The following is a 25967-nucleotide window of genomic DNA, read 5'->3' as shown; positions in this document are numbered from 1 at the left end:
GCGCATATGCGCCCCGTGCTCGAGGTGGCGGACATCCTCCGCCGCCACGGCGGCGCGTTCCGTGCCGCGCAGGGTCCTCGGCTGTCCTCCGATCAGCGCCGTGCGATGGCGGCCATCGAGGCGTGTCGCACAGCGACGCTCGGCGGCCACGTCGAGCGGTGCGACGACTGCGGCCTGGTCCGCGTCGCCTATAACAGCTGTCGCGATCGGCACTGTCCAAAGTGCCAAGCGCTCGCGCGCGCCCAATGGCTCGTCGAGCGCCAGGCCGACCTGCTGCCGGTCCCCTATTTCCATGTCGTCTTCACCGTGCCGGCGCCCGTGGCCGCCATCGCGCTGCAGAACAAGGCGGTGGTCTACGACATCCTGCTCAAGGCAGCAGCCGAGACGATCCGTCTCATCAGCGCCGACCCGAAGCATCTCGGTGCCGAGACCGGGATGATCGCCATTCTCCATACCTGGGGCCAGACCCTGACGCATCATCCACATGCCCATTGCCTCGTGCCAGGCGGCGGGATCGCCCCTGATGGAAGCTGGGTTCATTGTCGCCCCGGCTTCTTCCTTCCCGTTCGCGTCCTGTCACGATTGTATCGTCGGCTATTCCTGGAGCGCCTGCAGGCGGCGTTCGATGGCACCAAGCTCCAATTCTTCGGCCATCTCGCGCACCTCGTCGAGCCAGCGGCATTCGCCAGCCATCTAAACGCCCTCCGCAAGGTCGAGTGGGTCGTCTACGCCAAGCGTCCCTTCGGCGGACCAGAACAGGTTCTGGCCTATCTTGGGCGCTACACCCATCGCGTTGCGATCGCCAACGGCCGGCTCCTTAGCTGTGACCAGGGCCACGTCCGCTTCCGGTGGAAGGATTATCGCGCTGGCAACAAATCCAAAGTGATGACACTCGACACTGAGGAGTTCCTTCGTCGCTTTCTGCTCCACATATTGCCGAAGGGGTTCCGCCGCATCCGTCATTTTGGTTTCCTGGCGAACGCCTGCCGCGCCGCCAAACTCGCGCGCATCCGAGCGGCGCTTGACGCGCCGCAGCCACCTCCGCCTGCCGAAGCTGTCAACTATCGTGAGCGCTGCGCCATCCTCCTTGGTCACCGCCTCGACTTGTGCCCCATCTGCGGAGGCCGCATGGTCGAGATTGGACCTGTGCCGCGTGCGCCAGCGCAGCGACGCGCAGCACCTCGCTGCGATACATCATGACCGACGACCTCGACTTGTCCGCTCCCACTGCACGCGCTGCCCTGCCGACGTTCTCCGTCGGAACGATCAAGCACGCTCACAACGCCCGCCGAACGGGCGATAGTCAGCCGCCTGGGCTTGACGCGCCGTTCGACGCTATCGACGGCGGCATCCTTTGCTGCCAACATCAGCGACAATCTGCGGCCACACTCGCTCGCGGGCCCGACATCGGGTCAATCGCGCCTACCGGCGCCTAGATCGAACCCCCATAGGTCCGCGCTCACAAGACGCGGCTTCGTTCAATCCAGCTTCAAATAGGTCCCGCGCTGGACTTGCGGCGAGATCTGTGACGCGGGACCTATTTGAACCCTCCAGTATTCCGAGATGATCTCGCCCACCTTTCCGATTTGATGTCGCCCGGGGCGGGAGGCGTTCTGGCAGTCTGGTTTCTGGCATCGGCGGAGCCGCGTGGTCAATCTTGAATCGCGGCTCGAAGGGGTTGTTTTCTGCTGCTCCTGCTGTGGGCATGTGGGCAACGCCCTTCGCGTTGTCCAAGTGCAGCGGCATGTCCACAGCGCCACGGGCTCAGGCCTTCCGGCCGGGTTTGCGGGTTCGCCGCATGCTCTCGCCGTTGAGGTCGATCCGGTGGGCGTTATGGACCAGGCGATCGAGAACGGCGTCGGCGTAGGTGGGGTCGCCGATCAGCGCGTGCCATTGATCAACGGGGAGTTGGCTGGTGACGATGGTGGAGCGGCGGCCATAGCGGTCCTCGAGGATCTCCAGGAGGTCGTGACGGGCCGTGGCATCGAGCGGCTCGAGGCCCCAGTCGTCGAGGATGAGAAGATCGACGCGGCCGAGGGCACGCAACAGACGGGGGTGGCGGCCGTCTCCGCGCGCCAGAGCGAGATCGGTGAACAGCCGCGGGACGCGCTGATAGAGCACGGAACGGTTGTCGCGGCAGGCCTTGTTGCCGAGCGCGGAGGCGAGCCAGCTCTTGCCGACGCCGGATGGCCCGCAGATCAAAAGGTTGGCGTGGTCATCGATCCATTGGCATTCGACCAGCATCGTCAGCAGGCTGCGGTCGAGGCCACGCGGGGTGCGATAGTCGATGTCCTCGACGCAGGCCTGCTGGCGCAGCTTGGCGTATTGCAGCCGCTTCGAGAGCCGCTTGTCGCGTCGCAGTGAGGCTTCGCGTTCGAGCAGGAGCGCGAGCCATTCGGCGTGGCCGAGGCTGGCAGCCTCGCCGCCGGCTTCGATGTCGGCGAAGGCCTTGGCCATGCCGTGAAGGCCGAGTTGATGGAGTTGATCGAGGGTCGGATGCGTGAGCAAGGCATGATCTCCTAGTTGTAGTAGCGCGGCCCGCGGATGTTGGGATGGAGGATCGGCGCGTCGTCCGCGGGACGCTTGGGTGAAGGCCGCCGATCGAGATTGTTGGCGAGGATCGATTTGACCGAGCCGTAGGTGCGCGCGCCGATGTCGATCGCCCGCATGGCGGCGGCATCGAGCCGCTCGTGCCCGTAGGATCGGGCGAGCCGGATGATGCCGAGACAGGCGCGAAAGCCCTGCTCGGGGTGCGTGCGTTCATCGAGGATCAGGTCGCACAGCGCCGCGGTGGCCGGTCCGATCGAGGCGGCGTCCTTGCGGATGCGCTCGATGGTCCAGCCGGCGTGGCGCCGATGACTGGACGCCATGTGCTCCGGCACGGTCGTGTGCTTGTGGTTGCCGCTCATGCGCTGATGCGCGGCGATCCGCTCACCCTTGTGGAATATCTCCACGGTGCGGGCGGTGAAGCGGACCTCGACCTCGGCGCGGGCGAAGCGATGCGGGACGCTGTAGTAATGCGCCTCGACCTCGACGTGATAGTCGATGCTGACCCGGCAGATCCGCCACTCGGCGAACACGTAAGGGCTCTCCGGCAAGGCCTTGAGCGCCGGCCGGTCGATCTCCTCCAATAGCTTGCGGCGGGTGACACCGAGCCGCCGGATCGGTCGCTCCTCGTTGAGCCGGATCATCAACTCGGCGATCGCCGCGTTGACGTCGGCGAGGCTGTGGAAGGTGCGGTGGCGCAGCCGCCCGAGCAGCCAGCGTTCGACCATCAGGACCGCCTGCTCGACTTTGGCCTTGTCCCGCGGCCGTCGCGGCCTGGCCGGCAGAATGGCGGTGCCGTAATGTGCCGCCATGTCGGCGTAGCTGCGATTGATCCTAGGATCGTAGAGGCAGGCCTTGATCACCGCGACTTTGGTGTTGTCCGGCACCAAGAGCGCCGGCACGCCGCCGATCGCCTCGAAGGCGCCGACGTGGCCGCTGATCCAGTCGGCGAGCCCCTGCGTCCAGGTCGCCTGCGCGTAGGTGAAGCTCGATGCGCCGAGCACCGCGACGAAGATCTGCGCGGCGCGCCGCTCGCCGGTGAACCGGTCGATCACCACCGGCACGCCGTCGCCGGCATAGTCGACGAACAGCTTGTCGCCGGCCGCATGCGACTGGCGCATCGTCACCGACAGGCGGCCTTCCCAGGCGCGGTAAAGCTCGCAGAAGCGCGAAATATGTGATCGTGAACATATTTCGCGTTATGTTGCCGCCAGATTTATGTTGTCGCTGCTGGAGCGAGCCAAGGATTGCGCCAATTTCCTCGGCTCGCTCCGCAACATAAGAGTGTGACCTTTCGACCTACAGGGCCTTCAGGAATGCCATCAACGACGGGAGAGAGGGTTGCCGAGGCGGCGGCCTCAGACTGCTGATGTCGACCCTGGCTAACGCCTCTGCTTTCATTTCCAGGTCGACTTCAGCATAGATGTGCGTGGTGTCTAATGACACGTGGCCCAGCCAAGCACGGATCGTGTTGATGTCGACGCCGGCGCGCAGCAGGTGCACCGCCGTTGTGTGCCGAACCGTATGTGGGCTTACGCGCTTCGTCGCCAACGTCGGCACCGTTTCGCCCGCCATGGCGGCATATTGCGTCACGAGACGGTGTATTCCGAAGCGCGTCAAAGGCTGGTTCGTCCGCCCGAGAAAGACCGCTTCACTTTTGTTCCGGTCGGCCACAAGACGAGTCAACGAGGTTGCGGTCGTTGACCACAATGGACAGATTCTAACCTTGTTGCCCTTACCGTGAAGTCGCACTGACGGAGACGCACCCAGTTGGAGATTGCCGACCGTCAATTTTGCTGCCTCATCGGCGCGAGCACCGCTGTTGTATAGGAAAAGCAGCAGAACATGGTCCCGCACCCCAAGACTCGTGCGTCTGTCAGGTTGATTTAGCAACGCGTCCATCTCGGCCTTTTCGAGGTATCCGATCGCGGTCTTGGCCGTCTTCTTGAACGGCACTGCCCGTATCTCGGAACACCAGGCCAGGTGGATCGGCGAACGCGTCCCGATAAAGCGCGCCAGTGAATGGATGGTCGCCAGCCGTTGGTTGCGGGTAACCTCGCTGCACCGGCGATCGCGCTCCAGGTGGTCCAGGAACTTGCGGACGACTTCCGGCGTCAGCTCTTCCACGGTCATGCGATCGATGGCGCAGCCTCCCTGCTTGCTGGCGAACGGCAGCAACAATGTCAGCGTGTCGCGGTAGCTGGCTTGGGTGTTGCGGGAAAGATTGCGCTCGGCGACCAGATGTTCCAGCAAGAACCGCCGGATCCACGGACCAAGCAGGCTCTTATCCTTCATGGTCGGCCTCCATCGCGTACAGGGCAAAGCGCTCGCTGGCCGCCTGGAGGAGATCTGGCGTCATCTGCAAATAGCGCTGGGTTGAACGGATATCGATGTGGCCAAGGTAGGTGGCGAGTTGCGGAAGCAGTCGCTGCACCTCCTGGCCGGAGCGATACCATGCAATTACCCGGTGCACCGCGGCTGTGTGGCGAATATCGTGCAGCCGTGGAGGTCGAGGCTCGCCGACAGGGCAACTGATTCCGGCGGCCCGGCGGACATGCTGAAACCAGGAGATGACCCGCACATAGTGCCACGGTCGACTGCCGCGCGTAGTGAATAATGGAGATTCTTGCCCGCGCGGCAGAGGGAGCCGGCGACGGCGCTCGACGTACTCGACCAATTCCTGGTTGAGCTTTGGTCCGATAGGCACGAGGCGCGTTTTGAAGAACTTCGTGTCACGGACGGTGATGACCTGATCAGTCAGATCCACGTCTTGCAGGACCAAACGAAGCGCCTCGCCAATGCGCATGCCGCTTCCGTACAGCAATAAGAGGAGCGTACGGTACATAGCTGGCACATGAGGGCGATGCCCAACCTCCAGGATCGAGGTCGCGTCCAACAGGCGGCGCAGTTCTTCCGTGGAATAAACATAGGGCGTTTGTTGCGGCAGCAGCTTTGGAAACGATGTCGGCAGTGGGGAGGATGCTGCGTACCCGCGACTGATGGCGAATCGATAAAGGCCGCTCAAAACCCTATATCGCAGCATCCAGGTGGCACTGAGCGATCCTTTGCCTTGGAGGAACTCGGCTACCGCCTCTGGGGTGACTTCGCCGATATCTCGATTGCCCATCGCTCGGCAGAACCTACGGAGCAGAACCTCAGCCGACTCGAAACGCGCCCCCAGTGAGCGCTGCTTGGCCAGATAGGCGTCGACAACATGGGTCAGCCTCATTGGAGGCCTCCCAGGTCGAACGCTCCGACCTCGCGAAGCGCCTGCATGTTCACCTTGGCGTAGATGCTGGTTGACGCCGCGCTGCGATGTCCCAAATGGTCCCCGATCTCCTTTATCGACAGACCTTCGGCGAGAAGCCGGGAGGCGCAGGCGTGGCGCAACGCATGGCCACCGCGGTGGGCAGCGTCGATTCCAAGTGCAACAAATCTGCGGTTGGCGACATCATAAATGCTCCCTGCCTTCAACGGTCGACGGGGCGCGTGCATGCAGAGGAACACTTCCGGGCACGATGATAGCGGCCGCACCGTGTCGATGTAGCGGGCGAGCGCCTCAGCCGCAGAGGGAACCAGGGGATAGATCTGCGGCTGCCGGCGCTTCAGGCGGAAAAGCCGTAGCGTCCTACCGGCCCAGTCAATCTGATCAAGGCGCAATGCCGCCGCTTCGCCGCTGCGCATCCCGTAGACCGCGAGCAACAGCAGGATCGCACGATCGCGGATGTCCCGGGGTTGTCAGTCTCGGCGTCGGCCAACATGCGCTGCACGTCGAACCAATCTGGGGCATACGGCAGCGACTCCTGACGATAAAGCCGAGGCCGGCAAATCGAGGCCGCTAAGCGGTCCGTACACATTCCCCGCTTTGCCGCGTAGCGCAGAAATCCCCGCAAGGCAGAGGCTGTGTTGGCCACCGAAACGCGGGACCATCGTCCCGTCGCCTGGGCGACAAAATAGGCGTCAACGTCTTCAGGCTGAAGGTCCCTGAGTTGCCGGTTGGTTTTGTCGCACCAGCGCAGGAACCTGCCGATTATCCGGCTCCATTGCTCCACCGTCGATGGCGAGAATCCGCGCTCATTGCGCATCCATGTCACATACTGGTCGAGTTGGCTCTGGTACTGAAACACGACGGTTGGTTCACGCCACCAACCGAGAAATCGAAGCCAAGGCCGTCCGATGTCGACCACTCTTCGTGCTGCGGTGGCAGCCCCCGTCAGGCGCAGACGCTCGGTCGCGATCCGTTGGAGTGCCTCGATATCGATGCCCTGCGAAGCATCTGGACCGAGACGTGCGGCAATCCGCAACAGCTCGTTGCGCTTGATCTTGAGAGAAGCTGCGGTCGCACCGGCTTCTGCACAGTGGCGAAGGTACCGGTACCGCTCGTCGGTGAATGGCGCGTCATCACGGTGGGGTACGGTCAAGGGAATGGAATATATCGTCTGATCCATAGCGAGCCTCCATTGGACAAAAGGTTCGCTACCCAGACGTCGAATTATGTTGCGTGAACAATGCCCGCAGAGCTCAGGCTCCCCGCAATTATCGCTCCTTGCACAACATAAATCTGGCCGCAACATAACGCGAATAGCGATACCCGCCGGGTTCGCCCGCGATGTACTCCTCCCACAGGATCGCCAGCGTCACGTGCTTGCGCCGGAGTTCGCGGTGCACCGCCGCCCAATCCGGCTCCGCCTGCCGGCGATGGCCCCGCCGCGTGCCGGGCCCGGCTCCCGCGCTGGCGAACAGCCGGGCCTCCAGCTCCGTGTCGGTGATGTCGTCGGTCAACGGCCAGCTCAGCCCCGCCGCCTCGAACCGGCGGATCGTCAACCGCACCGTCGATGGGGCCGTCCCCACCCGCCGCGCAATCTCACGGGTCGACATTCCCGCCGACTTCAATCTGATCACATCGCGCACGTGGCGCATCGCAAGCCTCTCCGTCGGCATCCAGGTCCCCCTTCGCAAAGCCGAAAGGCGGGACCGTATCGGAGCCAGAAGAGGCCTCGTCACCCCGGGCGACATCATCCCGGAATGGTGGGCGAGATCATCTCGGAATGGCGGGCGAGATCAAATCGGAACGGTGGGCGAGATCATTCCGGAATGGTGGGCGACATCGAGCGGAATCAGCACTCAGAGGCGAGCAGGTGAAGGGGAATTGTAAGCTTTGCGGCGAGAGTCGGGACCTACAACAGAGCCACGTGCTGCCGTCGTTCGCCTTCAAATGGATGAAGCAAGCTGGACACATTCGAAAGTCCGGCTTGCCCAATCGGCGTGCACAGGACGGAGAAAAAAGAGAATGGCTCTGCTGGGATTGTGAGCAGCTTTTCAATTCTTTCGAAACGCCGTTCGCAACCAAGATATTTCACCCGTATGACCTCGACCGATCAGTTAGGGTCCGCCACGGTGAGTGGATGGCGAAATTTTGCGCTTCCGTTGCATGGCGATCTCTTTCTGTTTTGCAAGAAGACGGCAAATTCGAGCTTCTGACCGAAGAACAAGCGGCTTTGGGTGAAAGGGCGCTAGAAACTTGGTCGCGCTTTCTTCTGGGACGTTACAAGCATGCAGGCGAATTCGAATTGCACATCATAACGTTTGGTGAGATCGAAAGCACGTCCCTTTCCGTGAGCACGCCAAACATCAATCGGTATCTTACGCGCGCGATTGATATGGACTTAGCGTCCAATAGCTCGACATGCTTTAGCTACTCCAAGCTCGGCCCGTTCGCTATCTTTGGCTTCGTGCAATCCCATCCCGGGCAGTGGAGGGGCACGAAAATTCCTAATGGCGCCGGCTGGTTTCAGCCGCACACTATTACTGTGCCGAAGCAGCTATAGGACTATCTGAACGATAGAGCGCTGCACGTCAGACGCGCACTGGAATCTATATCCCCCACTCAGCAACAAAAGATCGCTGACACAATCCGCGCGAACCCCGAGCGCTTTTTGCAGTCGGGCCTGCTTCGAGCGATGCACCGGGATGTCGAGATGTTCGGCTCGGACGCGTTCAGTAACTACATCGACGACACGTCTGCGCAGAAAGACGACTGATGTTTGAGTTTGTCCGTCCTGCTCTTGCTGGCTTGCTGCTTGCAGCATTCAGCGGCGCGGCGCTTCCGAGTGATATCACAGGCCAAGCCACCGTCATCGACGGCGACACCCTCGAAATTCACGGCACGCGAATTCGACTGTGGGGCATTGATGCGCCCGAAAGTTCGCAGCTCTGCCGGGGTGACGACAGCTTACTGTATCGTTGCGGAGCGAAGGCGGCGAATGAGCTGGACAGGTTCATAGCGGGGAGGGCTGTTAGCTGTGAGCCTGTCAGTACTGACAGGTACGGGCGGACAGTCGCAGCGTGCTCAGTGAGCGACGTTGATCTTGCGGAATGGCTCGTCCGTAACGGGCTAGCGTTGGATTGGCCCCGATGCTCCAAGGGCAAATACGACAGCGTTCAACGCCAAGCCGAACGCGCGGGGCGGGGAGTGTGGGCGGGCAGTTATGTTGTGCCCTGGCTGTACCGGGCCTGCATTAAGCAAGGAGGTCAACCGAAAGGCTGTTCCGACGAAGGGAACCCGCATCTTCAATAGATTGCGTGTTTCGGACCTTCGACTATAAGCGCAGCGCTAGGGGCAATCGATTTGCACGTTTTCGGGAATGATAGAGAATGCGACTGAGGCCATGGGTCGTTGCGACATTACTTGTAGCTGGGCAAAGTACCAGCGCGTTCGCACAGGTGACTGAGACAATTCATAGTAGCTGTCGGTTCTGGCTCTCCACGCCTGAAACAGAGAAGCGTGCTTCGACCTTAACGATGACCGTTTTTGCGATTACCAACGAGAAGCACATGAAGAATGTGGGTTGGTCGCTTGGTGAAACGAAAATCGTTCGTTCGGTGCTCGACCAGTGTCGTCAACACCCTGAACAGCCTCTTATCGCCATAGTCGCTCCCCTCTATCAGCAATTGGACGCGGAAGGCCGTTAGACAGGACAAGGGGCACGGGAAGCCGGTTATTGTTCCGACGATGCGATCTATGATTGCCAGACCATCATGTGCATTCTGTCAGCGACACGTGACGAGGCACGGTGCTTTCTGATCGCCAAGTTCGTCGGCGAACTTGCAGTATTTTGAATCTCGAAACTTTGGGTTGGTGACAATTGCGCCTTCATTCGATTCCAGCACGCAACCTTCGCCCACTTCTTTGGTTATAAACATCCCCTCGTATTTGCAGTAGAGTGTAGTGCCTTTGAGAAACATGTTGATCTCGCCCGTAGGGAGATAAATTTGCCAAGGCGCGCTGCCGTCGATTGAGCGAGCTGCTTCCAGAGGCGTCGAAGCGAAGCCCGTCTTTGGACAAACGTAAACACTTGCGGCTTTGGCTTCTGTGATCCAAACAACAAGTAGCAACGCAAGAAGAGTTTTCATTCCTGATCCCATCCCGTTGGTCGGATTCGCGCTACCCGCAACTCCAAATGAACTTCTCGAACTTGTCATCCATCGTTGCTGTGCAGGTTTTTTGCACCGGCTCCGTGATGTCCGGAATGCGAACCAGGATATAGCCTGAAAGCTTTTGCTTGTTCTCGCGGATCAAATTGATTTCCGCGACCTGCAAGCTCTTCTGGCTGTAGTAGTCGCGGATGCTTTGGCGTACCCGCTCAATGTTCTCCGGGCCGAATCCGCTCTCCGGTGTTGCGCACCAGATCGTGAGGCCGACGACGGCGAGAACCAAGAGCCCGACCGTAAAGCCCAAAACACGGAGCACTTTCGTTGCGCTCCGATAGACCGATTCTCGGATAACAATGCCCATTGCTCGCCCTCGGTTGAGGAACTTCTATGCCACTACCGAGCGACTTTGGAAAGGCGGACCGGGCACGGGGGCGGGAGGCGGTAAAGACAGGCTGAGTGCTACACACCCATTTAGTACCCGGCTGCGGCGGGCCAACCTGTCAGGCTCGTTCAGACAGTGTGTGCGCCCACCGTCGTGCGAGGGAGCCTGATTGGTCGCATGCCCGAAGAGCTTGACAACTTCATGGCGTGCTAGACGTATTATTCAACTGGTCGTCAGCGTCATAGGTCAGCAATCAAAACGTGCTATCCAGTTGGTTCCGGCAATTGCAATTGCGATTTACTTACTAGCCCCACGTTCGCCGAGCAGCGGCATCGCTCCGCGCTTGAGATCGCGGAGCGCATTCTGTGGCTTCCGTCGCAGGGAGAGCGGGAGCCAGCGGCGATTAAACGGCACGTGCTGAACGAGTTTTTTGGCGAGCGTTAAGATCGCGGGTCCAAGCGTCCCTCGGCAAGATCGCGAGCCCGCTGCATCATGCGGGAATAGAAGTCTTCACGCTCGCGCCGTATGCGCTCCTGATGCGCCCTGAAGTTTTGAACGCGCTTAGCAATGTGCTCCCGCTCCGAGGTGTTCCAACTCAGGGGGCGGGCTGTCGGGGCGGGTGCTTCCGCAAGAGCGGGCTTCGGCGGCGCAATCGTCTCCTTTGACTGCTCTACGGGCGCTTGCCGATTCGTGGCGGTGCGCTCGACAAGGGCGGCAGTTTCGCGAACGAGCGCGTCCAGCTCTCTTTTCCAGTCCATTTGCTTGGCTCCCCGCAACAGTGTGGAACGGCGGGGGCGAGTGGTCAAATGGTCTTGTGAACAACCGTCCTCCCAGGGTTAACCACGCCGAGGCTTCGCATCAACCGTCCCTTGGCCTTCGAAGGCTAGCGCGGGAAGCCGCCAGCTCTCGGGGCTCGGCTCTGCATGCTTTGGGGAATCGGGAACCGCTCACGGTGGTTCGTGTTTGCTTCGCTACAGAAGCCACCCGGCTCGCACGCCCGGAGTCGTTCGGACCGCGAAGCGTTCAAAGGGATAAACATCCGGGTCCTGACTGTGCGGAGTGCGTTATGGATTATCTGCCCGAACTTCGGCGCCTTGAGCATCAGCTGGACTTGGCGCATCGGGCTGTGCGGCTCATAGCCGATAGAGAGACCGCGCATCGTCTCGAAGCGTTCGCCCACGAGATCGGAGAAAGGTTGTGCACACTGAAAGCGGCAAGCCGCGAGGAAGCGATCAGGAGACGGGCGTACGAGCTGTGGCAGAATGCGGGGCGGCCCGGGGGCAGGGATCTGGAATTCTGGCTAAGCGCGGAGCGGGAGTTTCTACGGGGGCAATAACCTGCCACCACGTCTTCAAGTGCTGACGTGGGGTAGGTCGTGGAGGAGGCGCTAATACCTGAAAAATCATAATAATATCAAATGCACATAGATGGACACCCCTTCCGCCGCCGAAGCATCGTTTCAGTCCATCGGGTTGTTCCTCAGTAGTAGCGTCGGCTTGTGCGGCCGCTTTTGCGGATCCTTGTAATTGAAGTGCCCACGCGTCGGCATCGGGATCATGTAACGCTTGCAGAGATTGCGGAGGGCGGTCTCGGTGATCCCGAGATCGGCGCCGGCGCGGATCATCGTCTTGCTCCACACCAAGTCTCGGAGCTTCGCCCGACTTATCTTGACCTGCATGCCGCGAATGCTGACATCGATACCGCGGGTCCTCGGCGGCCGTTTGATCCCGTGCTTCCGCTCGAATGCCTTGGTGGCGCGGTCTTCCATCCTTGATCGGTATCGCGCCAGCCGCTCGGGGTAGGGATATGGAAACGGCGCGCACGCCTTCTTCAGCTTGTAATACCGCCGGGCCCAGGATTGCTGCTCTTTGTCGTCGAACGGATAGAGGGGCAGGTCGACGGCGCGAGCCCATGGAGCTCCGTTGGGCATGTAGCCGGGCCTGTTCAGCTCAAAGTCCCACCACAGGGCATCCGAGAGTCGGACCCGTTGCTGCGGAGTGGCCAAGCGATCGACCGTCTCGGCGCAGTATCTGGGGCGGCCCGATGGATCGCCGGCCACTGGCGCAATGATGCCGATATTGAGAAGGCCATCGAGCTCGTAGCCCTTTAGCCGGAGCCGCTCAAGGACCTCGTGTTCGTCGTAGAGGGGCCATTCAGTGGTCATCGCGTTCAGCCCCGACGACAACGCGCGTCCATCTGATCGGGCGGTTAGCAAAGCTCGTATTGAAGTAGCCTTTGGGGGGCGTCGGCACTTCGAAAAGTTTGCAGATGCGCATAAGCACGTGCTTCTTCATCCCAAGGCGTTTCGCTACCTCGGCCATCGGCGCATTCCAGACGCGCAGGCCCAGCTCAACTCGAGAGATCCCGGTGTACTTGGTGACCTCTTCGTTCTGAAGCGCGGCCAGTCGATCGATCATGAGCTGAGCGTAGGCCGCGGCGAGCATCGCCTTTTTGATCTCAGGGGGAGGTTCGTGAGGTACGCTGAGCTCCGGGGCAGGCGGCGCGTCCGGCTGCAGCGAGTGAGACCGGTCGATGGAGCGATCGTGCGGCAGAGGGGTCGGAAATCGGTCATCCGGAATGCCGGTGAATGGCTTTGCGGCGTTGAGGACTTCCTGTTCGTTGCGCATGCTTTGCTCTCTGTGAGCCCCAGCATGCTTTTGGGATCACTGAAACCGAGCTCGGTCAACGGTGAGAGTTTGTTGGCTTTGTCGACATTGCGCGAACTGCCTGCAATTTGACAGCTCATCGCCGTGATCGTTGGCCTTTGTCTGGTCGTTAGTTATCGCAAAAGTCGGCTCGCGACAGAGAGTCACTCCGAATCAGGTCGGGTTGGCGGTGCTGCGTTATCGATTTTGCGTGATTTAGCGGCTTTGGAGGAGCGACTTCGTCGACCGGGGCTAGCTGCTCTCTGCGACCACGGGCCATCCGGGATACGTCTCCGCAGGCCGGTTTGGTGAGATGACTTTTGGGCGCGCGGCCCTTTCACGTGGCCGCTTCGCGGCAGTGCCTGGCGGCTTGATCAGACCGGCGGTCGAACTTGGACGCCGGCGGCAGCCGCAGCATGCAGCATCTTCTCGCGTCCAAAGAGATTGAACGGTTTGCCCTCACTCTCCTCGATCATCGATTGGGCCTGCAGTCTCATGAACTCGTCGGCGTACTCACGACCCTGAAGCTGCGCGATCATGTTGTATTGCCGGTTTAGCTTCGCGATAAGGCGATCGCTGGACCATCGGACAATCGCTTGCTGGATCCGCACGATCCAGTACGCAAGGAAAATAGGGATGCTGGCAACGATCACCGCAAACCATAGCGGCGACATCCAGTCCAAGCCGGACGAAGTTGCCATGAATTGACGATACGGTTCTTGCCAGAGGAGCAGCACCAAGCCCGCGACGACACCGAGCAGCCCGACAGCGCTGGCAAATCCCAGTGTGAACACCGTGTAGAACTGGCCGCGGGGCATCCGGAAGTCTCCATTCTGGGGCTCAACGCCAGATTGCCGTAGCTGGAAGGACCCTGCAAGCCCGCCAGAAGGCCGCTCAATCGAGATACGAGGGCCGCTGGCCCCGTTGCACGGCTAAGGCGGCCTTCCACGCCAGCCGAGCACGCTCACGCGCCTCCGGGCTCATTGGCGGCATCCTAGCGATCAATCGACGCTTCTTCGCGCGGGCCTTCTTCGCAGTTGTTGATTTGGGCTTCTTGACCGGTACCGGCACGCCCGGGGCGTGGTGGCGATCGCACCGTTTGTTGAGATGGCCGCGTCGCAGCCACGTCTTCGTGGTCATGGCCGTAAAGATGCGCTTGGACCCGGGTTCGGCGCAGACCGACTGGTACCGGATCATTTCAACGTAGCGGTCATCCCGGGTCCAATGGTCCTTCGTTCCGAGGACCTCGTAGCTTTGGCCGCGAGACTTGAAGCGGCGGCCGGGGGTGAAGCGGTTCATGGAATCCTCCCGAGAGGGCGGCGGCCAAGCGGCTTACGCGATGATTGCTGTCCCGGGGCGGCACGGTGCGCCGCGCGCATCTCCGCCCGCTGGGGGATTGCGGACAACGCATCCCCCCGTAGGGGTGGAGTTGTCCTGATGTCCGCAAAAACGCCAAGCCGCTGGGAAGATTGGATGTTTTGAACTTCGCGGACATTGGTGTCCGCAATAACGCGTGTCCTGATGTCCGCAATGTTTAGGATGTCGTTGAAAACGCAGAGCGTTTTGGCTTTCGAGGACGAGTACGGGGCCATCATGTCTCGTTGTCCGCAATCTCGAGAACGAGGTGCAATGCTCGGCCCTGTTTGCCCTTCTCGCGGGCGTTTTCGCTCCGGACTCTGTCGCCGTTTCCATAGACCTGCGGCTGTTCGAACATCCGAGCCAATCGCTTCCGAAGTGCCTCCGGTGAGACGAGCTCGGCGAGGCCCGTGTCGATCAGCTCGTCGGCAACAGACTTCACTGTCATCTGCCGGCCGTCGGCTCTTCGGAGTAGGCTGGCCACCCCATGTCGGAGGCGAGCATTCTCGTCGGATGTAGTCTCGGTGGCGGTTCTAGCCCGATTGAGCTTCGCCGGCACGAGCACGCCAACCTCTTCACCACCTGTGCCCCCGATGATTACTCCTTCGCGGCGGTAGAAGCGCGGTTCACCAGCGGCGAGAGCCAAGTTTGCCTTGGCGTCATCGAAGCGCACGTATTTGCGAGCCTCAGACTCTTGAAGTCCGTATTTCTTCGCGGTTGGCGTATCTACCGTGTAGAGCGTGGCGACCATTCGTGCGACGCCGTTCAAAGCGCCGGCACCGCGGCCGGCGTCCATATCGCCCGCATAGGAATCCCTGTTCGCTGCGTTTGGGGGCTTTCGAGTGTGATGGGCAAGTACGACGCCGCAGCGCCCATTGACCGCGATCCGGCGGAAGATTCGGCCGACGGCCGCAATCTCCACGTTATTGTTTTCGTCGACCGGGTGGAGCTCGACGAACGGGTCGAAGATCGCGAGACCAATGCTGTTCGCTTTAATGAACTCCTCGACGTCGATCGCATCTCTCGACCTGATGACCTGTTCGCCGTCCTTCCTCGCGAACATCAATGCGCGCTCGGCGCCTGATGCCATCGCTAGAGCCGGTCGGTCATCTATCACGAGGTCCGACCATTTCACGTCGAACTGCGCCATTACGGCCGCTAGGCGGCGCTGGAGTTCGGCGAATTCATCCTCCTGATTGAAAAGGAGGACACGTTCCCTTCTTGGGATCTCAAACCCGACGATATCGCTCCGTCCCGTAACCACCGCGACTGCCATCATCAGCAAGAAGGTGGTCTTTCCCACGCCGGGTGGCGAGATCAGAGCCGAGACGTATTGCTTCGCCACGTAGCGTCCAACAACAAACTCACGTTTCCGGAGCTCGTTGACGTCAAATGCATCAACCCAACTAGCAGAAAAACTGGAGACGGCGGCTTCGGGTGCAGCTGTGAACTCTTCCTCTGCCGCAACCGAGTTATTTCTGAGCCAAGCTCGGGCTAGCTGGCGAGCATCGACGTCCTCTGGGCCGTGGTCCCAGATCGCTGCCAGCTGCGCGAACTCGGTCGGGGTAAATCGCCCTGTGCGCCTCAAACGTCCGGCCAAGGCGAAGAGGAAGGCTGATCGGGTCGTATCGGATCCGCCGATCGCGGATTTGTCGCCGAGCCATAGCCGGTCGAACTTTCGATCCTGCTCCCGTAGATCGTCCAACTTAAGCTGCAGCCCTGGAGAAACGGTGCCATTGGCGCAGGCGGCCTCGACTGCCTGTCGGTCGAGATCTATTTCCGCTGCGTCAGCGGCTGCGCTGGCCCTGCGAGAAGCCTCGACCGGAGCGGCCCAGTCGGCGAGCTCCTCGAGGGTGGTGTTGCTGTTCCCGATATACTCGATCACCCCGGCTGAAGTGACTTCGTTACGGCCTTGCCTGCGCTTTGCCGCTGTCGGAAAGTTCAACGTTCCCGGCAGGCGGCAAAGACGCGTGATGTCGGTAGTCGATTCCTCTGCACCGAGATGCCTCAAAATGCCTCGTGTTTGGTTCTCCGCGATATCAGCGAACCGCGAGGCGGAAAGCTTTTCCTCCAAAAACCAGCCTAGTTGAACACCGCCGCCGGAGTCGACCGCGAACGAGTAGAAGCACTCGTCCTCGCAGGCCACGCGCTCGCGAATCTTCTCAAGCTTTTCGCGCTCTCGGGCTAACACCTCCGGTATAAGCGGTACGTCTTTGGAGGGGTCCAGGTCCGCGATGATCATCCGGACGTTTTGGATGTCCGCTTTTTTGGCTCGCTTATCCCCCAGGTCTGGCCGCACCTCGTTTGCGGAATAGTAGATGTTCCAGCCGGGACCGTACTTCCGTAGAAACGTTATCGCGCGCTCCGTGCCGGCTTGGTCCAGCCGGAACGTAATGAAGCGCGTCTCTTCGGTGTCGGGATGAATGGCCCCGATCTGGTGAACGCCCGTTGCATCTATCGTCTCGAGATGGTGGAGGGCGACTCCGATATCGGTCGTATGAGCCGGGGCGTTCATCGCAGCACCTCACGTGCTGCCTGGATTACTTGAACATAGGGATTTCGTTGTTTCGTAACGCTATTCGTGGTATCCATATCTCAGGTTTTCGAATTTCTGGCCCCGTTCGACCTGGCAGTCGGCGGGGCCATTCTTTTAGGCGCCCGCGGGGACCGTGGCTATTTTGGCCTCTCATTGTCTGGTGTTTGGGAATGCGTGGCCGGCGAAGCGCGCTCGTGCGCGCAAAAAGGACTAGGCAGCCGCTTCGGAGGTCGACTTGCGTCGGCGGCTCCACATCCAAGCATCGAGGTCGGTCACGTCGTAGACCACCTTAGACGGGATTGGCGTGATGTAGGTCGGGCCGCCACCACGAACGCGCAGGCGTTCAAGCGTCGCAGTCGAGAGGCGCACGTGTTTCGCTGCCTCTTTGGTATTCAGAAATTGCTGCATCCTTTCTCTCCATTTGAAGGCGCCGGCGCTCAGCACAGAAGCGACCGGCGCCGACTGACTGGATCATATGCTAGCAAAGACCATCACGGGCCATCTCCCTTTGCATTTGTGGGTTTGTCGATTTTAGCGATTCACAGAAGCCACAGTTTTTCGCTCTTCGGCGGCAATGGATATGACATTGTCCCCGGCGAGCATCGGTTTCGAGATCGGCATAGACCGCTCCCCGATGATCTTACGAAGTTCGGCCTCCAGAATCGTCGCCACCTGCCTTTTCTCCGACAGCATGTCGTATTTGTCGTAGGTCGCGGTAACGTCACCCTCGAGGTGGTCTAGCAAGGCTTTGACGTCTTCGCGCTTGGCGCCTCCGCGGCGCGCGATCGTCGCGGCCGTGCGCCTGAGATCATGCGGGGTGAAGTGTGCCATTCCGAGATGCTCCCTAATGCCTTTCCGTGCCGGCCGTTTCCCCTTGGCTGGCCTGCCGTTCAAAGCGGCGGAGAGAGCGTCCCGGGTGATTGGCAGTAGCTGCTGTTCGGCTTCCGGCGGGTCATCGCCCGACTCTTCGGTGATGGACGTCCGCACCGACCAGGAAGAGAAGACGGCGCCCTGGTCGTCCCGAACGAGCGCTTCTCGAACGCAAGCCACTGCTAGCGAGTTCAATGGGACGATTACCTCGCGCCGCTTCTTCACCCGATTCTTCGGGATGTGATACTGCGGATCCTCATCATTGAAGCCGACCAATTCCGGGGTGAGAAGGCCCGCCGACTGGCCAGGCCGGACCATAGTTGCAAGGATAAATCTCAAGGCCAGGGCCACAGGGCGTCCGGCCGGCAACTCTGGATCATCCATGCCCCACCAGAAGGTTCTGATCTCCTCATCGGTTAGGACGCGTTCCCGCGGCGTTTCCTGATAGCGCCGGCGCATGTCCGCCACGGGATTAATCGAAACATGCTTCCGGCCAGGTTCCTTCGCCCAGGAAAACAGAGTGTGGAGAATCGATTGCGACCGATTGGCGCCGACGGGCGCCGTCGCGCCGATCTCCTCGAGCAGCTCCGCGACGTCGTCGTCGGTGATTTCGGAAGCGATTCGACGCTTCCATTTCGCTCGAGGCTTCTTCAGATAGCCCTCATCGTTCTTCCAGCTCGATTTCCGTACCTTGGCGTATTGGTCCAGGTAGAGTTGGGCGAGCTCGTCGAACGTCAGCCGGTCCCGCTTGGGCCGATTCGCACGCTTCTCCGCGGCCGGATCGGCGCCGTTGGCGATGTTCCCGAGCAGGATCTTAGCTTGTGTTCGGGCGAGCTCTGGGGCCAGCTTTCCGATGGCGGCCACGGTGTAGCGCCGCACCGGCGCTGTCCGGCCGGTTCCCGCCCGATAGACAATGATGAACGACTTGGGGCCGGTTGGCCGGACGCGCACCCCGAACCCGGGAAGCTTTGCGTCCCATACTGTGTATTCGGACGCCTGCTTTTCCAGGCCGTCGACCAGGCTCTTTGTGATGGTTTGACCGCTCATTTGCCCTCCGGGAAGCACGGGGGAAGCACCGCGGTGCCAATCACAGCAGGCGAGGGATAGCGGATGGTTATGGCGCGGCCGCTTTTCCTCGCGACGCTAAGGCGCGTGAGGGCGGCCGAGGGCAGGTGAGGGAATAGCTGGTATGTTTTGGGTACTGCAGGTCGTTGGTTCGAATCCAGCTGCCCCGACCAGTTCCGACATGTACCCCAAGAATGCCCAGGCCGATGCCCAAGTCTCTTGCCTCGGGATTCGGGGGCCGCCTCAAGACAGCAGCCAATCGACGAGGCGCCAAGCGAACCAGGCGAGGGCGCAAACCCAGCCCAGCATCGCGATTGCCGCGAGGCCGAGCCCGCCGAGTGCGAGCAGCGAGCTTCCGGCCTCCGGCGTCTCGACGAGTTCCTCAGACGTATCGACCTGGCTCACAGCCTCCGCTGGCCTTGCCTTCTGCCGTTCATTGATCTCTGCTCGTTCGTGGAAATTCACCGGCCGCGCTCCAGTTCACATGGACGTGAGACGCCGTCCGTGCAGGCGGGCGCACGCTGATCGCGGACACTCTCGGATGCCCCGGACAGGCGGGAAAAAGCTGCAACGCGTGGCGTAGTGATTGGTTGCCGTCGTCTGGGCCGAAAGGCGCGGCGGAAGCCTTCGCACATTCTCCTTTCAGCGCGACTTCGGCGCGATCTTTCAAGCCATTGCAGCCCTCAGAGCAGCGCAGAATTGCCGGACGCTCATCGAACCTTCTGCGCGGCGCCACAGACATATGCGTGTTGGGGATTTCAGCGCCCAATGCCTAAACGGACGCCGCCAAGCGATGATACTCCGCTTGCGCGGCGTTGCGCTTTTCAGGCGTCACTTTTTCAGATCTGGCCCGTCAGCTCGAGGCGTGCCAGCCGGCCGGAAACGGCACGAACGGCCAGACTGTCTCGTTGTCGTTGGCGGCCTTCGGCGGCTGCTGGGACGGTGTCTTTGCGATCGGGACAGACGTTGTCGATCGCAGCGCCAAGCGCAGACATGCACATTGCAAATTCATTGTGGTCGTCCTGGCCAGTCAATTCTTTTGAAAATATGTGTCGGCTTAAAAACACCGCGCGTCCTCAAAACGGCGCGCTCTCAAATCGCGCACGCACTCTAGAAAAGTCGACGCCGGCTTTCAACCAATCTCGCCGTTTGCGCACGAGAAGTAAGGTTGATCAGTTAGGTTAAGGGCGAGCGGTTGTTGCGGGGTACGCATACGACGAAGGCCGCCTGATTGACGCATGCGCGCGAGCACGGCGAGTTCTACGATGGCGTTGCGTGAAGGTCAGGCGGCTTGCTGATCGGCGGACTTGCCGGCTTGGTGCAGGAGCTTCCATTCCCAGGGCAGCAGTTCGCGCAGACGCGAGGTGGGAAGATCAGCGATCCGGGCGAGGACGTCGGCGAGCCAAGCCTTGGGATCGACGTCGTTGAGGCGACAGGTCGTGATCATCGTCAGCATGATAGCTGCACGATCGGCGCCACGCTGGCTGCCAGCGAAGGTCCAGTTGCGCCTTCCCAGGGCAATGCCTCTCAATGCACGCTCAGCGCAATTGTTGGTCAAGCAGATCCTGCCATCGTCGAGGAAGCGGACGAAGTCGTCCCAGCGCTTAAGCATGTAGTTCATGGGCTTCAGGACCTCGGCGGAGCGCGAGAGGCTTTCTCGCTCGCGGAGCAGCCAGTCGTACATGTCGTCGAGCAGCGGCTTGCTCCGCTCCTGGCGCACAGCACACCGCTCGTCGGCACTACGGCCGTTGATGGCGCGCTCGATCTCGAACAACGCATCCAGACGCCTGACCGCCTCCAGCGCGATCGGGAGACCGGTTTGCCCTTGCCCTCCCGGGCGGCTTTCTCGACGTCAGCCAGCTCGAAGAATCCCCGCCGCGCATGGGCCAGGCAAAATGCCGGCGTGATCGGCATTGCTTTCCTTTTTGGGTCGAACAACGGCTCGAAGCCGCCATAGCAATCCGCCTGCAGAATGCCGACGAAGGCGGCCAGATGCCTCTGGGGATGTTCGCCCCGTCGATTGCCCGAGGCATAATAGACCGCCGCCGGCGGCGCAGGCCCGGCGAACGGCCGGTCATCCCGCACATACGTCCAGATCCGGCCGGTCGTGCATTTGCCCTTCGCCAGGATGCGGATGGTGGTGTCGTCGCCATGAAGGCGCTCGGCCGCGAGCACATGACGCTCGATCAGCTGGAACAGCGGCATGACGGCGAAGGTTCCGTGGCCGACCTGGTCGGCCAGCGTCGACAGCGGCAGATCGATCCTCTCGGCCTTGAAGCGCACGCTCTGGCGGTTGAGCGGGATATGCATGCCGAACTTGTCGAACAAAATCGTCGCCAGCAATTGTGGGCCGATGAAGCCGCGGGGCGTCGCATGGAACGGTGCCGGCGGCTGGCTGATCTTCTCGCAATCGCGGCAGGTGAACTTCTCGCGTACCGTCTCGATGACCTTAAAGCGACGCGGAATCTCCTCCAGCGTCTTGGTCACATCCTCGCCGACCTTCGCCAGCCGCGATCCACCGCAGCAGGCGCAGGTCGTTGGAGCCTCGATGACGACGCGCTCACGTTCGATGTCGTCCGGCCACGGTTTGCGCACCGGCCGCTTGCGCGTGAAGGCGCTCACGCTCTGGGTTTTTGCCGCGGCAGCCTGCGCAGCCAGCTCATTCTCGGTCGCCGTGGTGGCGAGTTCTTCGAGCTCCAATTCCAACTGCTCGAGTAGCCGCGCCGTGCGCTCGGAGCGCTGCCCGTGCAGTTCGCGTTTGAGCTTCTCGATCCGTAGCTCAAGATGAGCGATCAGCACCTCGCTGTCCGACAGCTCCGCCCGCGCGTTGGCGGCATCCGCCACTGCCACATCGCGTTCAGCCTGCAACGCCTCGTGCTCGACCAGCAGCGCAAGGTAGGCGCTCGCGAGATCCGACGGAAGATCGTTCGGCTTCGATGTCATGAAGCCATTGAATCAGATCGAGCATCAGATTCAAACCCAAAACGATTATCCGACCCGCGTCGGACGCTGGGTTTCTTGCGGATTGCGCCAATCGATCCCGGACAGCAGGTAGCTCAACTGCGCCAGCGAGATCGTTACCGCTTCACCGGCAACCGATGGCCAGATAAACTTTCCTCTCTCGAGTTTTTTTGTGAACAAGCAGGCTCCCTGACCATCGTGCCAGATCACCTTCACAAGATCGCTGCGGCGACCGCGGAAGACAAACAAATGACCGCTAAGCGGTTCTTTGTGCAGCACCTCCTGCACTTGGAGGGCCAGCGATGGAAAGCCTCTGCGCATATCCGTGTAGCCTGTAGCCAGCCACACTCGCACATTCCCTGGTACAGAAATCATCGGCGTCCAAGCACATCGAGGACCCGCGCCAACGCCTCCGGATCGACGTGCGCATCCACCCGGATGCACCGTCGGTTGCCGAGATCGATCTCTATCAATCCAGTACGCGCGGCTGCCGCCGACCGAACTCGGCCATCAACCGTAGGCAAAAGCTTCGGAGTTTCTTCAGCCGGGGCCGCTACGGCGGCGATCTGCACCGGCGTAAAAGATAGCCCAACTTGTTCCGATGTCCGTGCTTGTCGACGCCAGGTAAACACCAGGCTGGCCGCTACTCCGTTGCGCCGCGCAACCTCAGTTACCTTCGCGCCCGGCGCCAGCGTCTCCTCGACAATCCGTGCCTTGTCGTCCTGCGACCAACGCCGCCGCCGCTCGAGCCCGCCCAAAACCTCGACCCGCATCGCCTGATGACCTTAAAGCTAGACTTAAGGTCACACGCTTCGCGAATTACCACCCGTCACGCAAGACGGTCCTCGTCGGAGGCGTACGTTGCGGGCGCCTTAGTTGCTGTTATCAGATCGAGCACGGCTCGCGATGGGCTGCCTGAAATCCGTGCTCACACAGATCACTGTTCGTGGCAGCGCGCGTAGCAGCCGAGCTCTGCGCCAGTGAGTTCTGCCATGTCTTCCGATCGCAACTCCAAAACCGCCGGTCCGCAGTCGAGTTGGACCGAGATTTGGCATCTCTGGACCGTGATCGTGCCGCGCCGCTCGATCAACGGACAGCTCGTCTACGGCAAGGTCTGGCGCCGCCACGACGGCCGCGACTGGATCTACAAGAAGTTCACCGAGTTCGACGGCGAAGAGGCGGCCTGACGCGGCATCGGCGCCGCGTCACCATCAGGCGGCCTTCGCCGCAGCCGGCTTTGACGGCGGCGGCTTCAACGGCTTGTCCTGCTTCTTCGACCACGAGATGTAATAGGCCACCGTCGTCATGATCGCGACGCCGGCGATGCTGACGAAGAGCTGCGCGAACAGCGAGCCCGAGCTCATCGACAGCTCGAAATGGCCGACGAAGGATAGGAACACGCCGACGCAGAATACCGCGAGCGACTGCTGACCGCAGACGATCAGCGGATCGAACACCTTCCACTCCAGGCCCGGCCATTCCTTCGGCACGAAGCGGATCACCAGGATCACGATCACGACGAAGTGGATGAAGCGGTAGGGCGCCAGGTTGGTCTTGTCGTTCGGGTTGAAGGCCGAGAACAGCCATTGCGGGAACATGCCGCCCAAGGTCGGGAAGCGGCCGGCCATGGTCATGATCAGCGCGAAGGCGAGATAGGCGAGGCAGAGGTAGAGCGTGATCGGCGCGTTGATCAGCGTCATCGAGCGCCGCGCGCCGCCCATGGCGCACCAGGCCCCGAACACGAACAGCACCTGCCAGCAATACGGGTTGAAATACCACTGGCCGGCCGGATAGGCGGTCAGATTCCAGCCGAAATGGCGCGCGGCCAGCCACAGCACGATGGACAGCGCCATCGTCAGGTCGGGCTTGCGCAGCATGAACCACAGCACCGGCGGGAACAGTCCCATCAGCACGATGTAGAGCGGCAGCACGTCGAGATTGAGCGGCTTGAAGCGCAGGAACAGACCCTGACGCAGCGTCTCGGTGGCGTTGTCGACGAGACCGGCGACGTTGAACTCGTTGATCATCTCGGAATCGCCGAAGCGCAGCGCGAGATAGCTGATCGAGGCGATGTAGATCACGAACAGAATGATGTGGGCGACATAGAGCTGCCAGACCCGCTTGGTCAGCCGTGTGGCGCCGACGACGAAGCCGCGCTCCAGCATCATCCGCGCATAGACGAACGAGGCGGTGTAGCCGGAGATGAAGACGAACAGGTCGGCGGCGTCGGAAAAGCCGTAATTGCGCGTCGTGACCCAGTTCACGACGTTGTCGGGGATGTGGTCGAGGAAGATCGCCCAGTTCGCGACACCGCGAAACAGGTCGAGCCGGAGGTCGCGCCCCTTTTCGGGAAGCGTTGCGCTGATGTTCAGGAAGGCCATGCGACGGGAGCTTTCGGAAGGAACAAATACGCTGATGTCGGGGAGCCAGTGCCGCCGGGCGGGGTCCCGGCGCGGAAGGCGGGTACGCAATTGTCACGGTGCAGCATAATGACTATACCCGTAGGTAGGGCACCCGGGGAGCCGGAATCACCGAACACTTCCCGAACGGTGTCTCTATACTATCCCTGAGATTTCCACCAACTGCCACCGTGACGCATCCAGTTCGAACGAAAAGACGAAGAGGCCCGGACCACCCATGACCGCACGCATTTTCAAGCCCGCCAAGAACGCGATGCAATCCGGCCGGTCCAAGACGAAGGAATGGCAGCTCGATTACGAGCCGGAGCAGCCGCGTTCGGTCGAGCCGCTGATGGGCTGGACCTCGTCCGGCGACATGAAGCAGCAGATCACGCTGCGCTTCCACAGCAAGGAAGAGGCGGTCGCCTATTGCGAGCGCAAGGGCATCGCCTACCAGGTGATCGAGCCGCAGGAGGCGGTACGCCGGCCGGCCGCCTATGCCGACAATTTCTCGTTCCGCCGCGGCGAGCCCTGGACGCATTGAGGGCCCAACCCGGCGTCAAAGACTTCCGTCATGGCCGGGACAAGGCCTGGCCATGACGGCGGGAAGATATTCCGCCCACACATTATAAACCTCGCATCCGACTATCCCACGCCGCGGATCAGCTACCACGCCGGCTCCAGCCCTTGGCAGCTATTCCGGCGCATGCTTCGCTGCCGCACATGACAAGCTCATGGGCGAGGTGGGTATGGCGGGGCGTGACCAGCTCGACGGCGTCGATCTGAAGATATTGTCCGAACTGCAGCAGGACGGGCGGGTTCGCAACAATGAGCTGGCGCTGCGGGTCGGGGTGTCCGCACCCAACTGCCTGCGGCGGCTGAAATCGCTGTTCAGCCGCGGCGTGATCCGGGCGGTGCGCGCCGTCATCGACGAGCGGCGGCTCGGCTATGAGGTGGTATCGTTCGTCTCGATCCAGCTCGGCAGCCAGGCCCAGCCCGTGCTGGAGGCGTTCGAGAGCTCGATTGCCGCGATCCCGCGCATCCAGCAGTGTTGGCGGATTTCGGGCGACACCGACTATCTCCTCAAATGCGTGGCGCCAAGCGTCGAGAGCATGCGCCAGCAGCTCCTGCATTTCGCTGCGATGCCGAATGTGAAGAACGTCCGCAGCTTTCCGGTGCTGGGCGTCGCGAAGGACGTGCCACTGCCGTTGCAGGAGATCGCCGCGGTATCGGCGGGCTAGCTGCGTTCCAGGCGCCGCCACACGCCCGACGCCAGCACTATGATGCTGAGTAAATCACCTAACTGTGACATGTGATTTCGGAAGTCCTGCGATGCGCTGAGCCGTGATTGTCGGCTCGGGACCGCCGCCTAGATCCAAGGTGTGAACCTCGGCCTGCATCGCGTGCCGAGGACTCTTTTGTGGGACCCTGAGCCAGGAAAAGACACCATGACCTCGACCTCGAAGACGTTTGTCGCATCCGCTGCGACGCTGTTTGCATCCGCGTTTCTCATGATGACCGCACCCGCCGCGCGTGCAGACGATTTCTGCATTACCAACGGTGCCCAGGCCGCTCACGGTTGCGGTTATCCGACCATGGAAGCCTGCCGGGCCGCTGCCGGCGGCATCGGCGGCACCTGCTCGCAGAGCGGTGGTGCGAAGACCTCGAATGACGCGCTGGCCTACCAGCCCAAGCAGACGCGGTCGCGTACCAAGCTTCGCCCGGGCGCGCAGACCAACTCGAACTAACGGCTGAATTCGAACCGGTTTCGA

At 61.3% G+C, this 25967-nt stretch carries 28 protein-coding genes and 2 pseudogenes; 9 read left to right on the top strand and 21 right to left on the bottom strand.

The window, feature by feature from the left end; all coding sequences use genetic code 11:
• The first annotated feature begins 6 nt into the window (after positions 1-6).
• Entirely contained in the window at positions 7-1200 is a 1194-nt protein-coding gene (locus XH85_RS25460) for an IS91 family transposase (protein WP_128931969.1), read from the top strand.
• A 564-nt stretch (positions 1201-1764) separates the two neighbouring features.
• On the opposite strand, the gene istB is transcribed toward XH85_RS25460, so the two are convergent.
• From istB to XH85_RS25430, 7 genes and pseudogenes are all read right to left on the bottom strand, one after another.
• Entirely contained in the window at positions 1765-2508 is a 744-nt protein-coding gene (istB, locus tag XH85_RS25455) for an IS21-like element helper ATPase IstB (protein WP_128930215.1), read from the bottom strand.
• An 11-nt stretch (positions 2509-2519) separates the two neighbouring features.
• Positions 2520-3719: pseudogene (gene istA / locus XH85_RS25450) on the bottom strand (IS21 family transposase); the annotation flags it as partial.
• Between the two features lie 127 nt (positions 3720-3846).
• On the bottom strand, positions 3847-4842 hold the full coding sequence (locus tag XH85_RS25445; protein ID WP_128930216.1) for a tyrosine-type recombinase/integrase: 996 nt from the start codon (positions 4840-4842) through the stop codon (positions 3847-3849).
• Positions 4832-5776 carry a tyrosine-type recombinase/integrase gene (locus XH85_RS25440; protein ID WP_128930217.1) on the bottom strand — a complete coding sequence of 315 codons (945 nt, stop codon included), beginning with the start codon at positions 5774-5776 and terminating at the stop codon, positions 4832-4834. The genes XH85_RS25445 and XH85_RS25440 overlap by 11 nt, the downstream gene beginning before the upstream one ends.
• A complete protein-coding gene (locus XH85_RS46870; protein ID WP_245473794.1) occupies positions 5773-6231 on the bottom strand; it encodes a tyrosine-type recombinase/integrase in 459 nt (152 codons plus the stop codon). Before XH85_RS46870 ends, XH85_RS25440 begins: the two co-directional genes overlap by 4 nt.
• Positions 6153-6995 carry a tyrosine-type recombinase/integrase gene (locus XH85_RS25435; protein ID WP_245473793.1) on the bottom strand — a complete coding sequence of 281 codons (843 nt, stop codon included), beginning with the start codon at positions 6993-6995 and terminating at the stop codon, positions 6153-6155. Before XH85_RS25435 ends, XH85_RS46870 begins: the two co-directional genes overlap by 79 nt.
• 124 nt (positions 6996-7119) lie before the next feature.
• A pseudogene (locus XH85_RS25430) lies at positions 7120-7467 on the bottom strand (helix-turn-helix domain-containing protein); the annotation flags it as partial.
• Between the two features lie 272 nt (positions 7468-7739).
• Here XH85_RS25430 and XH85_RS25420 point away from each other — a divergent pair.
• The 3 genes from XH85_RS25420 (at position 7740) to XH85_RS45330 (ending at position 9519) form a co-directional block, all read left to right on the top strand.
• Entirely contained in the window at positions 7740-8375 is a 636-nt protein-coding gene (locus XH85_RS25420; protein ID WP_164940838.1) for a hypothetical protein, read from the top strand.
• Between the two features lie 212 nt (positions 8376-8587).
• The gene (locus XH85_RS25415; protein WP_128933993.1) at positions 8588-9124 is read left to right on the top strand and encodes a thermonuclease family protein; all 537 of its coding nucleotides are present in this window, start codon (positions 8588-8590) and stop codon (positions 9122-9124) included.
• 224 nt (positions 9125-9348) lie between these two features.
• Entirely contained in the window at positions 9349-9519 is a 171-nt protein-coding gene (locus XH85_RS45330) for a hypothetical protein (protein WP_164940837.1), read from the top strand.
• A gap of 78 nt (positions 9520-9597) precedes the next feature.
• Here the strand turns inward: XH85_RS45330 and XH85_RS25410 are convergent, their stop codons facing one another.
• The gene (locus XH85_RS25410) at positions 9598-9960 is read right to left on the bottom strand and encodes a hypothetical protein (RefSeq protein ID WP_128933992.1); all 363 of its coding nucleotides are present in this window, start codon (positions 9958-9960) and stop codon (positions 9598-9600) included.
• 31 nt (positions 9961-9991) lie between these two features.
• Positions 9992-10342 (bottom strand): hypothetical protein, encoded by a 351-nt coding sequence (locus tag XH85_RS25405; RefSeq protein WP_128933991.1) that lies wholly within the window; start codon positions 10340-10342, stop codon positions 9992-9994.
• 1087 nt (positions 10343-11429) lie between these two features.
• On the opposite strand from XH85_RS25405, the gene XH85_RS47435 reads away from it, so the two are divergent.
• A complete protein-coding gene (locus tag XH85_RS47435) occupies positions 11430-11699 on the top strand; it encodes a DUF2934 domain-containing protein (protein WP_128933989.1) in 270 nt (89 codons plus the stop codon).
• Between the two features lie 123 nt (positions 11700-11822).
• Here XH85_RS47435 and XH85_RS25390 read toward each other — a convergent pair whose 3' ends face one another.
• From XH85_RS25390 to tnpA, 11 genes are all read right to left on the bottom strand, one after another.
• Positions 11823-12527: a hypothetical protein gene (locus XH85_RS25390; RefSeq protein ID WP_128933988.1), complete on the bottom strand. Its 705-nt coding sequence runs from the start codon at positions 12525-12527 to the stop codon at positions 11823-11825.
• Positions 12517-12990, bottom strand: coding sequence for a hypothetical protein (locus XH85_RS25385; RefSeq protein ID WP_128933987.1), 474 nt, complete (start codon positions 12988-12990; stop codon positions 12517-12519). Before XH85_RS25385 ends, XH85_RS25390 begins: the two co-directional genes overlap by 11 nt.
• A 392-nt stretch (positions 12991-13382) precedes the next feature.
• Positions 13383-13826 (bottom strand): hypothetical protein, encoded by a 444-nt coding sequence (locus tag XH85_RS25380; protein WP_128933986.1) that lies wholly within the window; start codon positions 13824-13826, stop codon positions 13383-13385.
• 76 nt (positions 13827-13902) lie between these two features.
• The gene (locus tag XH85_RS25375) at positions 13903-14307 is read right to left on the bottom strand and encodes a hypothetical protein (protein WP_128933985.1); all 405 of its coding nucleotides are present in this window, start codon (positions 14305-14307) and stop codon (positions 13903-13905) included.
• Positions 14308-14599: 292 nt separating this feature from the next.
• Positions 14600-16879, bottom strand: a complete 2280-nt coding sequence (locus tag XH85_RS25370; protein ID WP_128933984.1) for an AAA family ATPase — start codon at positions 16877-16879, stop codon at positions 14600-14602.
• 231 nt (positions 16880-17110) lie between these two features.
• A complete protein-coding gene (locus XH85_RS25365) occupies positions 17111-17308 on the bottom strand; it encodes a helix-turn-helix domain-containing protein (RefSeq protein WP_128933983.1) in 198 nt (65 codons plus the stop codon).
• Positions 17309-17431: 123 nt separating this feature from the next.
• A complete protein-coding gene (locus XH85_RS25360) occupies positions 17432-18817 on the bottom strand; it encodes a tyrosine-type recombinase/integrase (protein WP_128933982.1) in 1386 nt (461 codons plus the stop codon).
• Positions 18818-19078: 261 nt separating this feature from the next.
• Positions 19079-19300, bottom strand: a complete 222-nt coding sequence (locus XH85_RS25355; protein WP_128933981.1) for an RNA-binding protein — start codon at positions 19298-19300, stop codon at positions 19079-19081.
• Between the two features lie 817 nt (positions 19301-20117).
• Positions 20118-21778, bottom strand: a protein-coding gene (gene tnpC / locus XH85_RS25350; RefSeq protein WP_276484344.1) for an IS66 family transposase whose coding sequence is annotated in 2 segments (ribosomal slippage) — positions 20118-20647 and positions 20647-21778 — 1662 coding nt in all. Because the reading frame shifts where the segments join, the coding sequence is not laid out codon by codon here.
• Positions 21779-21823: 45 nt separating this feature from the next.
• Complete coding sequence (gene tnpB, locus XH85_RS25345) at positions 21824-22144, bottom strand: IS66 family insertion sequence element accessory protein TnpB (RefSeq protein WP_425304745.1); 321 nt, start codon at positions 22142-22144, stop codon at positions 21824-21826.
• A 23-nt stretch (positions 22145-22167) separates the two neighbouring features.
• Positions 22168-22569 carry an IS66-like element accessory protein TnpA gene (gene tnpA / locus XH85_RS25340; RefSeq protein ID WP_128930219.1) on the bottom strand — a complete coding sequence of 134 codons (402 nt, stop codon included), beginning with the start codon at positions 22567-22569 and terminating at the stop codon, positions 22168-22170.
• 219 nt (positions 22570-22788) lie between these two features.
• Between tnpA and XH85_RS25335 the strand changes: the two genes are divergently transcribed.
• Positions 22789-22983, top strand: a complete 195-nt coding sequence (locus XH85_RS25335) for a hypothetical protein (RefSeq protein WP_091894901.1) — start codon at positions 22789-22791, stop codon at positions 22981-22983.
• Between the two features lie 24 nt (positions 22984-23007).
• Here XH85_RS25335 and XH85_RS25330 read toward each other — a convergent pair whose 3' ends face one another.
• A complete protein-coding gene (locus XH85_RS25330; protein ID WP_128933980.1) occupies positions 23008-24177 on the bottom strand; it encodes an OpgC domain-containing protein in 1170 nt (389 codons plus the stop codon).
• 256 nt (positions 24178-24433) lie between these two features.
• On the opposite strand from XH85_RS25330, the gene XH85_RS25325 reads away from it, so the two are divergent.
• The 3 genes from XH85_RS25325 to XH85_RS25315 all read left to right on the top strand — a co-directional run bounded on the left by XH85_RS25325 (position 24434) and on the right by XH85_RS25315 (position 25943).
• On the top strand, positions 24434-24739 hold the full coding sequence (locus XH85_RS25325; RefSeq protein WP_128933979.1) for an ETC complex I subunit: 306 nt from the start codon (positions 24434-24436) through the stop codon (positions 24737-24739).
• A 205-nt stretch (positions 24740-24944) separates the two neighbouring features.
• On the top strand, positions 24945-25436 hold the full coding sequence (locus XH85_RS25320) for an Lrp/AsnC family transcriptional regulator (protein ID WP_128937417.1): 492 nt from the start codon (positions 24945-24947) through the stop codon (positions 25434-25436).
• 207 nt (positions 25437-25643) lie between these two features.
• On the top strand, positions 25644-25943 hold the full coding sequence (locus XH85_RS25315) for a DUF3551 domain-containing protein (RefSeq protein WP_128933978.1): 300 nt from the start codon (positions 25644-25646) through the stop codon (positions 25941-25943).
• Positions 25944-25967 lie beyond the last annotated feature (24 nt).

This window comes from Bradyrhizobium zhanjiangense (assembly GCF_004114935.1).
Taxonomy (GTDB): Bacteria; Pseudomonadota; Alphaproteobacteria; order Rhizobiales; family Xanthobacteraceae; genus Bradyrhizobium; species Bradyrhizobium zhanjiangense.
The sequence above is the reverse complement of the archived record's forward strand: the minus strand, read 5'-3'. Positions and strand labels throughout refer to the sequence as shown.

Bases quoted from the DNA above. Each gene is read 5' to 3' on its own strand.
- XH85_RS46870 (WP_245473794.1), bottom strand. From the start codon at position 6,231: ATGCGCAGCGGCGAAGCGGCGGCATTGCGCCTTGATCAGATTGACTGG.
- XH85_RS25325 (WP_128933979.1), top strand. From the start codon at position 24,434: ATGACCGCACGCATTTTCAAGCCCGCCAAGAACGCGATGCAATCCGGC.
- XH85_RS25460 (WP_128931969.1), top strand. From the start codon at position 7: ATGCGCCCCGTGCTCGAGGTGGCGGACATCCTCCGCCGCCACGGCGGC.
- XH85_RS25445 (WP_128930216.1), bottom strand. From the start codon at position 4,842: ATGAAGGATAAGAGCCTGCTTGGTCCGTGGATCCGGCGGTTCTTGCTG.
- tnpA (WP_128930219.1), bottom strand. From the start codon at position 22,569: ATGCGGGTCGAGGTTTTGGGCGGGCTCGAGCGGCGGCGGCGTTGGTCG.
- XH85_RS25320 (WP_128937417.1), top strand. From the start codon at position 24,945: ATGGCGGGGCGTGACCAGCTCGACGGCGTCGATCTGAAGATATTGTCC.
- XH85_RS25440 (WP_128930217.1), bottom strand. From the start codon at position 5,776: ATGAGGCTGACCCATGTTGTCGACGCCTATCTGGCCAAGCAGCGCTCA.
- XH85_RS47435 (WP_128933989.1), top strand. From the start codon at position 11,430: ATGGATTATCTGCCCGAACTTCGGCGCCTTGAGCATCAGCTGGACTTG.
- XH85_RS25380 (WP_128933986.1), bottom strand. From the start codon at position 13,826: ATGCCCCGCGGCCAGTTCTACACGGTGTTCACACTGGGATTTGCCAGC.
- XH85_RS25435 (WP_245473793.1), bottom strand. From the start codon at position 6,995: ATGGATCAGACGATATATTCCATTCCCTTGACCGTACCCCACCGTGAT.
- XH85_RS25390 (WP_128933988.1), bottom strand. From the start codon at position 12,527: ATGACCACTGAATGGCCCCTCTACGACGAACACGAGGTCCTTGAGCGG.
- XH85_RS25375 (WP_128933985.1), bottom strand. From the start codon at position 14,307: ATGAACCGCTTCACCCCCGGCCGCCGCTTCAAGTCTCGCGGCCAAAGC.
- XH85_RS25360 (WP_128933982.1), bottom strand. From the start codon at position 18,817: ATGAGCGGTCAAACCATCACAAAGAGCCTGGTCGACGGCCTGGAAAAG.
- XH85_RS25335 (WP_091894901.1), top strand. From the start codon at position 22,789: ATGTCTTCCGATCGCAACTCCAAAACCGCCGGTCCGCAGTCGAGTTGG.
- XH85_RS25330 (WP_128933980.1), bottom strand. From the start codon at position 24,177: ATGGCCTTCCTGAACATCAGCGCAACGCTTCCCGAAAAGGGGCGCGAC.
- XH85_RS45330 (WP_164940837.1), top strand. From the start codon at position 9,349: ATGACCGTTTTTGCGATTACCAACGAGAAGCACATGAAGAATGTGGGT.
- XH85_RS25410 (WP_128933992.1), bottom strand. From the start codon at position 9,960: ATGAAAACTCTTCTTGCGTTGCTACTTGTTGTTTGGATCACAGAAGCC.
- XH85_RS25370 (WP_128933984.1), bottom strand. From the start codon at position 16,879: ATGAACGCCCCGGCTCATACGACCGATATCGGAGTCGCCCTCCACCAT.
- XH85_RS25405 (WP_128933991.1), bottom strand. From the start codon at position 10,342: ATGGGCATTGTTATCCGAGAATCGGTCTATCGGAGCGCAACGAAAGTG.
- XH85_RS25315 (WP_128933978.1), top strand. From the start codon at position 25,644: ATGACCTCGACCTCGAAGACGTTTGTCGCATCCGCTGCGACGCTGTTT.
- XH85_RS25415 (WP_128933993.1), top strand. From the start codon at position 8,588: ATGTTTGAGTTTGTCCGTCCTGCTCTTGCTGGCTTGCTGCTTGCAGCA.
- XH85_RS25385 (WP_128933987.1), bottom strand. From the start codon at position 12,990: ATGCGCAACGAACAGGAAGTCCTCAACGCCGCAAAGCCATTCACCGGC.
- XH85_RS25365 (WP_128933983.1), bottom strand. From the start codon at position 17,308: ATGCAGCAATTTCTGAATACCAAAGAGGCAGCGAAACACGTGCGCCTC.